This window comes from Actinophytocola sp. KF-1 (assembly GCF_054661535.1).
The window spans coordinates 99,932-109,223 of record NZ_BAAFVK010000001.1; the positions used below are offsets into that span (position 1 = coordinate 99,932).

Genomic DNA, 9,292 nt, shown 5'->3' on the forward strand with positions numbered 1-9,292 from the left:
GGGCACCGTGGACGGCGTGAACACGAAACAACCACGTCTCGGCGTCGACTTCGGGAGGGTCATCCACGGCGCCGCCGCTGCCGACGGACCGCAGGACACGGTGTTCCTGGACGGCAGCTTCGAAGAGGCACTCGCGTCCCCGCCCACCGACGGCGCGTTCGACGTGCTGCCCCGCCTCGTCGACGCGTTCGGCGGGCGGGTCTGGGTGATCTCCAAGTGCGGCCCGCGCATCCAGGAACGCACGCTCGCCTGGCTCGACCACCACGACTTCCACGCCCGCACGGGCGTCCCCCGCGGCAACGTCCGCTTCTGCCGCAAGCGGGAGGAGAAGGCGGGCCACTGCACGTCGCTGAAGATCACGCACATGGTCGACGACCGGATCGACGTGCACCGCGCGCTGCTCGACATCGTCCCGTGCCGCTACCTGTTCGGGCGGCAGAAGGGGCCCGCGCCCGACTGGGTGCGGCACACCCTCACCTGGGACGACCTGGAGGACGCCGTCATCGGCGACCTGTGAGGCCCGCCAGGAAATCGTCCAGCAGCGCCAGTTGCCGCGCCGCGGGGAGGCGGTCCGGGTCGAACAGCGCCTGCACCACGAGGCCGTGCGCGAACGCCGCCGCCTCGATCGCCACGTCCTCCGGTGGCGACGGGGGCAGTTCGCCACGGTCCTGTGCTGCCTCGACGCACGCCTGCAGCCGGCCGCGCCACCGCTCGTACCTGGCGCGTTGCGCCTCGCTCAGCAGCTCGTCGCCCAGCGCGGCGTCCCAGAAGCTCACCCAGACGCGGCTCATGGCGGCACCTTCCGGGGTCAGCGGCAGCACGTTGACCAGCGCGACCCGCAGCGCGGCGAGACCGGGTTCGTCCGCCGCCAGCCGCGGCCGGGTGTCCGAGCGTTCCGACGCGATGTCGTGCGCGTACCGGACCAGGTCGCGCTTGTTCGTGAAGTAGTGGGTGAGCAGGCCGGTCGACGCGCCCATCTCCGTGGCGACCGCGCGCAGGGTGAGGCCGCCGAAGCCGCGGCTCGCCAGCACCCGCCACACGGCCGCCGCGACGTCCGCCCTCCTGGAAACGTGGTCGCCCTTCGCCGGCATGACGGCTAGGGTACATAACAAACGTTTGGTACGGAGGGTGCCCCATGCTGTCCAGATCGCTGACCGACGACGCCGAGCTGCGTGCCCTCGAGCCGTGGCAGGCGGCGGAGTTCGCCGCGCACGTCGCCTCGGCGCGGGATCACCTCATGGAGTGGCTGCCATGGGGTGACAGCGCGGCGGAGGTCGACGGGGCGCGGGCGCTGCTGCAGCGGTACGCCGATGCGCAGGCCCGCGGCGAGGGCCGGATCCTCGGCATCTGGGTCGGCGGGAAGCTCGCGGGCGGCGTCCTGTTCCGGGTGTGGGACGAGAAGATGGGCATGTGCGAGCTGGGCGTGTGGCTCGCGCCGGAGGCCGTTGGCCGCGGGCTGGTCACCCGTGCGTCGACCGCGATGATCGACTACGCGTTCCGGGAGCGCGGCATGCACCGCGTCGAGTGGCGTTGTGCCACGGGCAACACGCGCAGCAGCGCGGTCGCGCGCAGGCTCGGCATGACGAAGGAGGGCGTGCTGCGCGAGGCCGCCCCGCTGCACGGCGTGCGGCATGACATCGAGCTGTGGGCCGTGCTCGCGTCGGAGTGGCAGGCCGGCGGCTGACCGCGGCGCGTCAGAACGACAGCGACCGCTCCGCGCTGTCGGCCAGGGCCTTGTAGGTGAGCACCGCGATGCGGGTGCGCTGGGCGTTGAACCGTGACAGGACCTCGTTGACCTGCTCCTCCGGGATGTGCGGCTGCACGGCCGGGTGCCCGATCAGCACGGTCGCGCCCGCCCGGCGCGTGTCGACGCCGAACCGCTCCCGCACCCAGTCGCGGTTCTCGTCGAGGCTCACCAGGTAGCTCTCCGCCTGGCCGACCGCGTCGCGGACCTCGGGCATGAGGGACCAGCCGCCGCGGTCCCGCTTGATCAGGCCCGGCAGCCCCATGGCCGGGTGGATCGCCACGATGTGCACGCTGCCGTCGCCGCGGATCAGCAGGAGGTCGGACTCGCTGTCCGGCAGGAGCAGCCTGCGGTCGGCGTCGTCGACCCAGCGGCCGCCGAAGATCCACGGCCGCGCCGACAGGACCCGCCGCAACTCGGCCACGTCCGCGTCCGGCGCCGCGATCGCCTGCCACAGCTCGGCCAGGCCGTCGTCGTTCTCCTCCGGCGCGGGAACGCGTCCGGTGGCGTGGTCGAACGCGTCGAGCAGGCCCCTGACCACGTCCCATTCGCCCTCGTCGGCCGCGCGCTGGCGGGCCGCCGCCAGCAGGGTGACGAGCCGCTGACCACCGCGGAGCCGGTTGGTCCTGCCGCTCTTCATGTACTCGCACGCGGCCGTGATCGGCTCCGCGACCGCGTCGGTGGCCGCGGTCTTCGCGACCTCCTCGAGTCGGCGCAGGAGGGGCCGGTCGGCTCGCACGGGCATTCGTCCATTATCGGTGCGGGCTGGATCGATCTTGAGGCTTGACCCCGAACCGTTCAACCTTCAAGCTGTCTCGCGCTCCGCCCGTGCTCCGGAGAGGAACCCCACCGCGATGACAGTGCCACGGTTTCCCGACGGCTTCCTCTGGGGCGTGTCGAGCTCGGCCTACCAGATCGAGGGCGCCGTCGACGAGGGCGGCCGCGGTCCGTCCACTTGGGACACCTTCGCCGCGGTGCCGGGCAAGGTGCTCGGCGGCGACACCGGGCGCACGGCCACCGACCACTACCACCGGTACCGCGAGGACGTCGCGCTCATGGCGGAGCTGGGCGTCGGCGCGTACCGGTTCTCGATCTCCTGGCCGAGGGTCGTCCCGGCCGGCCGCGGCGCCGTGAACACCGAGGGCCTCGACTTCTACGACCGGCTCGTCGACGAGTTGTGCGCCACCGGCATCGCCCCCGCGGTCACGCTCTACCACTGGGACACCCCGCAGGCCCTGGAGGACGAGGGCGGCTGGCTCAACCGCGACACCGCGTTCCGGTTCGCCGACTACGCCGAGGCCGTCGTCGCGCGGCTCGGCGACCGGGTGCGGATGTGGATGCCGCTCAACGAACCCATGGTCGTCACGCTCTTCGGGTACGCCGTCGGCGCGCACGCGCCGGGGCGTGAGCTGATGTTCGAGGCGCTGCCCGCCGCGCACCACCAGCTGCTGGCGCACGGGCTCGCCACCCGCGCGCTGCGGGCGGGTGGCGCGACGAGCGTCGGCATCGCCAACCACCACGTGCCGGTTCGCCCGGCCTCCGACGACCCGGCCGACCGCAGCGCGGCGGACCTCTACGACACCCTCGTCAACGACATGTTCGCCGCGCCGGTGCTCACCGGGCGGTACCCGACCGACGAACTCGCCGCCGCCATGCCGGGGCCGGTCGCCGAGGACCTGGCGGTCATCTCCGCGCCGCTGGACTGGTACGGCGTCAACTACTACCTGCCGAGCAGGGTGGGGGCGCCGTCGGGCCGGGAGACCGTCATCGACGGGGTGGCGATGCCGTCGGCGCTGCCGTTCGACTTCCCGCCGGTCGAGGGCTACCCGGTCACCGACTTCGGGTGGCCGGTCGTGCCGGACGGGCTGCGGGAGACCCTCGCGACGCTCGCCGGCCGGTACGGCGAGCGCCTGCCGCCCGTCTACGTCACCGAGAGCGGCTGCGCCTACCACGACGAGGTGCACGACAAGCGGCGCATCGACTTCCTCGACGGGCACATCAGGGCGGCGCACCAGGCGATCGCCGACGGGATCGACGTGCGCGGGTACTTCGTCTGGTCCATTGTGGACAATTTCGAGTGGGCGGCCGGGTACTCGCAGCGGTTCGGGCTCGTGCACATCGACTACGACACCCTCGCCCGTACGAAGAAGGACTCCTTCCATTGGTACCGAGACCTGATCAGAGCCCAGCGCTGACGGAACCCACGGCCCCCGTCCCGAGGCGGTGGACCGCGTTCGTCTCCCTCGCGAGCCTCGGCCTCTTCACCGCGTTCTACGGGCCCATCCAGGTCCTGCTCGGGCTGCAGGCCGAGGCGCTCGTGCCCGAGCACAAGGAGGTCGCGCTCGGCGTCGTCTCCGGGCTCGGCGCGGCCGTGTCCGTGATCGCCAACCCGCTGTTCGGCGCGATCTCCGACCGCACCACGTGGCGCGCGGGCAGGCGGCTGCCGTGGACCGCGCTCGGCGCGCTCGGCGGGGTGGCGAGCCTCGGCATCCTCGCCGGGGCGCCGAACATCGTGGTCATGGTGCTCGGCTGGTGCGCGGCGCAGTTCACGCTGAACGCCATGCAGGCCGCGCTGTTCGCGGCCGTGCCCGACCAGGTGCCGTACCGGCAGCGCGGCATGGTCGGGGGCTGGCTGGGGGTCGGGCAGACGCTGGGCATCGTCGTCGGGTCCGGGCTCGCGGCCGCGGTCGGCGGGATCGCCGCGGGGTACCTGGTGTGCGCGGCGTTCCTGGTGGTCACGACCGTGCCGTACCTGTTGCTGCGCAGGGACACCGTGATCGACCCGGCCGACCGGCCACGCCTGCGGGTCCGGGACTTCTGGATCAACCCCAGGCGGTACCCCGACTTCGGCTGGGCCTGGTTCACCCGGTTCCTGCTGAACCTCGGCAACTCGGTCGCGATCGTCTACCTGCTGTACTTCCTGCAGGACGAGGTCGGCTACGACGACCCGGACGGCGGCGTCTTCGTCCTCACCGCGATCTACGCGGCCACCCTGCTGTCCACTGTGGTCATCGGCGGCGTCTGGTCCGACCGGGCCGGGCGGCGGCGGGTGTTCGTGTGCTGGGCGGGGAACGTGATGGCGGCGGCGTCGCTGGTGCTCGCGTTCTGGCCGACGTGGCCGGGCGCGATCGTCGCCGCGGCCGTGCTGGGGCTCGGGTTCGGCGTGTACCTGTCGGTCGACTTCGCGCTCATGACCGAGGTGCTGCCCGCGGCGGGCGACCGCGGCAAGGACCTCGGCGTGATCAACATCGCGAACTCGCTGCCGCAGGTGCTGGCACCCGTGCTGGCGGCACCCATAGTCACGCACCTCGGCGGGTACCCGGTCCTGTACGTGCTGTCCGCGCTGGTGGGAGTGGCCGGATCGGTCCTCGTGTACCGAATACGTTCCGTGACCTAATAGCGGAGATTCCACCTTTTGTTCACCCGCTGTTAGAGTTCTCCGAATCATGAATGGGACACACAGTCGCGCACCGGTGGTCGACCAGGACGGCGTTCGTGTCGCCGCCGACCAGAAGTCCGTCGTCGACGTGCTGTTCGACGACCAGTGGACGTGGTCGTTCAACGCCGAACGCGACGCGCACCCCCAGAACGGTCACCGGCTCGCGCCGTGGCCGGTGAACCTGCGGCCGTTCCTGCGCGGCACCGGCACGGTCACCGTCCGCGAACGGTTCGGCGAGAAGGTCCTGTTCAGCGGTGACGTGGTGTTCGACGACTCCGACCACCGCGTGCGGATCGTCGACGGTGCGGGCAGGCCGCTGATCGTGGACAAGGGCGGCGACCTGCAGTGCGGGTTCTCCCACCGCGGCGAGGCCACCCGCGAGACGCTGCTCGACGCGATCGAGGACGTGCTGGCCAGGTTGCGCGACGAGGGTGGCGTCGACGCGTTCCTCGCGTTCGGCGCGCTGCTCGGCGCGGTCCGCGACGGGCACTTCATCCCGCACGACTCGGACGCCGACGTCGCGTACCTGTCCCGGCACACCACCCCGGCCGAGGTGGCGCGCGAGTCGTTCGCGCTGGAACGCGTGATGATCCGCGCCGGCTACTGGACGTGGCGCTTCTCCGCGGCCGACTTCAAGGTGATCGTCCCCGACCCGGAGGGCGGCCGGGCGATCGACGTGTTCGCCGGGTTCGTCGTCGACGGCACGTTCTACCTGATGCCCGAGGTGCACGCGAAGGACTTCGACCGGTCGGTGATCCTGCCGCTCGGCGAGGTCGAGCTGGAGGGCCGCAGGATCACCGCGCCCGCCGACCCCGAGGCGCTGCTGGCCATCACCTACGGCCCGCACTGGCGGATCCCGGACCCGTCGTTCAAGTTCGAGACGCCGCACTGGGTGCGCCGCAGGCTCGACGGCTGGACGCGCGGCAACGTGCTGAACCGCAACCACTGGTGGCCGTTCTACTTCGGCCGCGCGCAGTCGACGGTGTCCGAGCAGCCGTCGCCGTTCGCCGAGTGGGTGCACTCGCGCGAACCCGAGGGACAGGCCGTGGTCGACATCGGCTCCGGCACCGGCCGCGACTCGCTGTGGTTCGCGCGGCAGGGCAGGAACGTGCTGGGCTTCGACTACATCCCGGCGGCAACCGAACGCGCGGGCAAGACCGCCCGCGCGGAGGGCATCCCGGCCGAGTTCCGCACGTTCAACCTGTACGACCTGCGCCAGGTGCTGGCCGCGGGCGGCGAACTCGCGCACCGCGACGAGCCGCCGACGCTGTACGCCCGGTTCCTCGTGCACGCGCTGGAGGACGCCGGGCGGCACGCGCTGTGGCGCATCGCGAGCATGTGCCTGCGCCGCGGCGGCCGGTTCTACCTGGAGTTCCGCACCGACGAGAACGCGTCCGCGGCCAAGGTGTACGGAGAGCACTTCCGCAAGTACCTGCCCGGCGACCAGGTCGTCGAGGAGATCGAGTCGTGGGGCGGCGCCATCGAGCACCGCGAAGAGGGCTACGGGTACGCCGTCTACAAGGATGAGGATCCGCACGTATGCAGGCTGGTGGCAACATGGAAGCGGTGAAGTCGCGACTGCGCGCCGTGGTGGCGAAGCAGGGCAGGCGGGTGGCCCGCATCGTCGGTGTCGACGAGGAACTGCGGCGGTTGCGGGACCGGGTCGCCGAGCTGGAGCGCGAGGTCCAGGAGGCGCGGCAGCTCAACCAGCGGATGGCTGAGCTGACGGATGTCGTCGCCGAGGTGCTGGTCCCCGCCGCGGACCGCGACGACAAGAAGCTCGCTGAGCGGCTGGCCGCGTACAACCGGGAGTCGTTCTAGGCGCTTGCCTGGTGGGTTGTCCACAGGTGGGGTGGTTGTCCACAGCCAAGATCGACTTCCGTCCCCCTGTCGGTGGTCACCGGTAGACTGGACAGCGGGGTGCCCCCGGGAGTGGTGGGGGCTGTCCGTATGTACTGGGGCCGCGGTTTTCTTTCGGTTTTCGCTGGTCAGTGCCGTTGTGGCGGTTTGTGTGCCCCGGGTTTGGTGGTGTGGCTTGCCTGGGTTTTCCCTCCGGGGGGTCCTCGCCGGACGGGCTGGTCTCCGGGATGGCGGCGGGTCTTGCACGGGGTTGGGTTGGCAAGGACTGGTGTCCAGGGTGTGCCTGCCATCCCGTCGACCTCCCGGAGGGCTATCACACCGCGTCAAGGGGGCCCGGCGGCTTTGGGCATGTGGGCGCGTCGTGCTTCGGGCCCCCTTGACCCGGTGTGATTGGGCTTCGCCAGGTCGACGGGATGGCAGGCAGCAGCCCCGGCGTGTGGTGGGCATGCGCCCCCGTGGTTCGGGCTGTGCAGTGGTGGGGCCCGTCGGTGGTGGGCTCGCGCTCACCTGGGTGCCCACGGGAGTAGTAGGGGCTGCCCGTATGACTGGGGGCTCGGCTTTCTTTCAGTTTTCGCAGGTCAGTGGCTTGTGTCCCGGGCTTTGTGGTTGGCCTTGTTGTGGGTTTCCCTCCTGGGGGAATGGCAGGCAGGCAGCCCTTTGGTGAGCTGCGCTCGCTTTCGCTGCCGCCGCTGCTTGGCTTGTTCTCTGGTGGGAACGTGATTCGCACGCATGGCCCTCGTACGGGCTCGTCGGTGCTCTGCGCGGCAGGGCTAGTCGCGGATCGGCTCGCCGATGCCCAGCAGGTTGCCCTCGCTGTCGCGGAACCACGCCGCTCGCTCGCCCTTGCCGGCCGACGGGTAGTTGCCATGGACCTCGGCGATGCCGTCGACCGTCCGCAGGCCGGGTACGTCGACGTCCTCGAAGCGGACGCCCCTGCGCCGCAGTTCGTCGACCACCGCCTCGATGTCGTCGACCGTCCACGCCATCTGGGTGTGTTCGCCGGATGGGCGGCCGTTCGACGCGAACAGCGCGAACCTCGAGCCGCCGCAGCGGTAGAGCAGGCCGCCCGGGCGTTCCTCCGCCGGGGTGAGGCCGAGCTTGTCCGCGTAGAAGGCGCGGGCCCGGTCGAGGTTCTGGGCGGGTAAGCGGGTCGCGGTCTCGAATCGGTCCAGCATGCTTCCGATCGTGACCCACGTCTCCCCGGGGCGCCAACCCTGAGACGGGTTCAGGGAATTCTCCCGATCCCGGAATCCGTCCCGCGCGCGATGCTGGTTTCAGGAGAAAGGGGAAGGGCTGTGGAGATCACGGGACTCATCTCGGCCATCATCTTCGGCGCGGTCATCGGGGGGCTCGGTCGCGCGGTGGTGCCGGGGCGTCACAACATGTCGCTGCTGGTCACGATTCTCGTGGGGATCGTCGCCGCGGTGGCCGGTACCGGGGTGGCCGCGCTGATCGGGGTGGCGGACACGCCGGGCATCGACTGGACCGAGATCGCGCTGCAGGTGATCTTCGCCGGTGGTGGCGTTTCGCTACTGAGCCGTTCCCGACAGCACACGAACGCGCACTAAGGGCGCAATTTCGGGCGTTCCCGTCCGCAACCGCCTCCTCACCTGGATATAGTCCTGCCGCGGCGATCGGTGGGAGATCGTCCGGGTGGGGAGGCACAGGCACATGGGCGACTTCGTGGCTGCCGCTTTGTCGTTCCCCGCCGTCGTTTTCTCCTTCCTCCTCGCGGCCGTTCTGCTCTACTGGCTGCTCGTGCTCCTCGGCACGCTCGACGTCGAGATCGGCGACCTCGACATCGGCGACGGTCTCGGCCTCGGTGGCGTCCCGGTCACGGTGACCGCCTCCGTGATGATCGTCGTCTCCTGGTTCGTCACCCTCGTGGGTGGTCTGGTCATCCCCGACGTCGCGGTCGTGCACACCCTGCTGGGCATCGGCGTGCTGGTGGCCGGCGTCGTCGCCGGGCTGTTCGCCGCCCGGCTCGTCGCCGCGCCCCTGCGCAAGCTGTACGCCCCGGGCGGCGAGGCCTCCCGCAACGACTTCGTCGGCCGTGAGTGCGTCATCCGCACCGGCCGCGTCACCGGCGACTTCGGACAGGCCGAGGTGACGGCCGTCGACGGGTCCACCGCGATCATCCAAGTGCGACAGACCGGTGAACACGAGCTGAGCAACGGCCGCCGGGCCCTGATCTTCGACTACGACACCGACGGCGAGTTCTTCTGGGTCGCGCCTGCCTGAAAGGGAAT

Annotated in this window: 11 protein-coding genes; 8 read left to right on the forward strand and 3 right to left on the reverse strand. The window is 70.9% G+C overall.

What is annotated here, in order from left to right; all coding sequences use genetic code 11:
• Positions 1 to 16: 16 nt before the first annotated feature.
• Positions 17 to 517, forward strand: a complete 501-nt coding sequence (locus ACYQ77_RS00485) for a hypothetical protein (protein ID WP_459706278.1) — start codon at positions 17 to 19, stop codon at positions 515 to 517.
• Here the strand turns inward: ACYQ77_RS00485 and ACYQ77_RS00490 are convergent.
• Entirely contained in the window at positions 501 to 1,091 is a 591-nt protein-coding gene (locus ACYQ77_RS00490) for a TetR/AcrR family transcriptional regulator (RefSeq protein WP_459706280.1), read from the reverse strand. The two genes, ACYQ77_RS00485 and ACYQ77_RS00490, sit on opposite strands and share 17 nt — an antisense overlap.
• 44 nt (positions 1,092 to 1,135) lie before the next feature.
• Here ACYQ77_RS00490 and ACYQ77_RS00495 point away from each other — a divergent pair, with 44 nt between their 5' ends.
• A complete protein-coding gene (locus ACYQ77_RS00495; RefSeq protein ID WP_459706282.1) occupies positions 1,136 to 1,684 on the forward strand; it encodes a GNAT family N-acetyltransferase in 549 nt (182 codons plus the stop codon).
• A gap of 10 nt (positions 1,685 to 1,694) precedes the next feature.
• Here ACYQ77_RS00495 and ACYQ77_RS00500 read toward each other — a convergent pair whose 3' ends face one another.
• Positions 1,695 to 2,489: a hypothetical protein gene (locus ACYQ77_RS00500; protein WP_459706284.1), complete on the reverse strand. Its 795-nt coding sequence runs from the start codon at positions 2,487 to 2,489 to the stop codon at positions 1,695 to 1,697.
• A gap of 109 nt (positions 2,490 to 2,598) precedes the next feature.
• Between ACYQ77_RS00500 and ACYQ77_RS00505 the strand changes: the two genes are divergently transcribed.
• The 4 genes from ACYQ77_RS00505 (at position 2,599) to ACYQ77_RS00520 (ending at position 7,004) form a co-directional block, all read left to right on the forward strand.
• Positions 2,599 to 3,939 carry a GH1 family beta-glucosidase gene (locus ACYQ77_RS00505; RefSeq protein ID WP_459706286.1) on the forward strand — a complete coding sequence of 447 codons (1,341 nt, stop codon included), beginning with the start codon at positions 2,599 to 2,601 and terminating at the stop codon, positions 3,937 to 3,939.
• Positions 3,906 to 5,141, forward strand: a complete 1,236-nt coding sequence (locus ACYQ77_RS00510; protein ID WP_459706288.1) for an MFS transporter — start codon at positions 3,906 to 3,908, stop codon at positions 5,139 to 5,141. Before ACYQ77_RS00505 ends, ACYQ77_RS00510 begins: the two co-directional genes overlap by 34 nt.
• 76 nt (positions 5,142 to 5,217) lie before the next feature.
• Complete coding sequence (locus tag ACYQ77_RS00515; protein WP_459706289.1) at positions 5,218 to 6,753, forward strand: class I SAM-dependent methyltransferase; 1,536 nt, start codon at positions 5,218 to 5,220, stop codon at positions 6,751 to 6,753.
• Positions 6,750 to 7,004, forward strand: coding sequence for a DUF6752 domain-containing protein (locus tag ACYQ77_RS00520; RefSeq protein WP_459706290.1), 255 nt, complete (start codon positions 6,750 to 6,752; stop codon positions 7,002 to 7,004). The genes ACYQ77_RS00515 and ACYQ77_RS00520 overlap by 4 nt, the downstream gene beginning before the upstream one ends.
• A gap of 809 nt (positions 7,005 to 7,813) precedes the next feature.
• Here ACYQ77_RS00520 and ACYQ77_RS00525 read toward each other — a convergent pair.
• Positions 7,814 to 8,218: a VOC family protein gene (locus ACYQ77_RS00525; protein ID WP_459706291.1), complete on the reverse strand. Its 405-nt coding sequence runs from the start codon at positions 8,216 to 8,218 to the stop codon at positions 7,814 to 7,816.
• 120 nt (positions 8,219 to 8,338) lie between these two features.
• Here ACYQ77_RS00525 and ACYQ77_RS00530 point away from each other — a divergent pair, with 120 nt between their 5' ends.
• Both ACYQ77_RS00530 and ACYQ77_RS00535 read left to right on the forward strand, forming a co-directional pair.
• Entirely contained in the window at positions 8,339 to 8,611 is a 273-nt protein-coding gene (locus tag ACYQ77_RS00530) for a GlsB/YeaQ/YmgE family stress response membrane protein (protein WP_459706293.1), read from the forward strand.
• 103 nt (positions 8,612 to 8,714) lie between these two features.
• Positions 8,715 to 9,284, forward strand: a complete 570-nt coding sequence (locus ACYQ77_RS00535) for a hypothetical protein (protein WP_459706294.1) — start codon at positions 8,715 to 8,717, stop codon at positions 9,282 to 9,284.
• The last annotated feature ends 8 nt before the right edge of the window (positions 9,285 to 9,292 follow it).

Excerpts from the sequence above, each read along its gene's own strand:
- ACYQ77_RS00495 (WP_459706282.1), top strand. The coding sequence starts at position 1,136 with ATGCTGTCCAGATCGCTGACCGACGACGCCGAGCTGCGTGCCCTCGAG.
- ACYQ77_RS00505 (WP_459706286.1), top strand. The coding sequence starts at position 2,599 with ATGACAGTGCCACGGTTTCCCGACGGCTTCCTCTGGGGCGTGTCGAGC.
- ACYQ77_RS00500 (WP_459706284.1), bottom strand. The coding sequence starts at position 2,489 with ATGCCCGTGCGAGCCGACCGGCCCCTCCTGCGCCGACTCGAGGAGGTC.
- ACYQ77_RS00525 (WP_459706291.1), bottom strand. The coding sequence starts at position 8,218 with ATGCTGGACCGATTCGAGACCGCGACCCGCTTACCCGCCCAGAACCTC.
- ACYQ77_RS00490 (WP_459706280.1), bottom strand. The coding sequence starts at position 1,091 with ATGCCGGCGAAGGGCGACCACGTTTCCAGGAGGGCGGACGTCGCGGCG.
- ACYQ77_RS00535 (WP_459706294.1), top strand. The coding sequence starts at position 8,715 with ATGGGCGACTTCGTGGCTGCCGCTTTGTCGTTCCCCGCCGTCGTTTTC.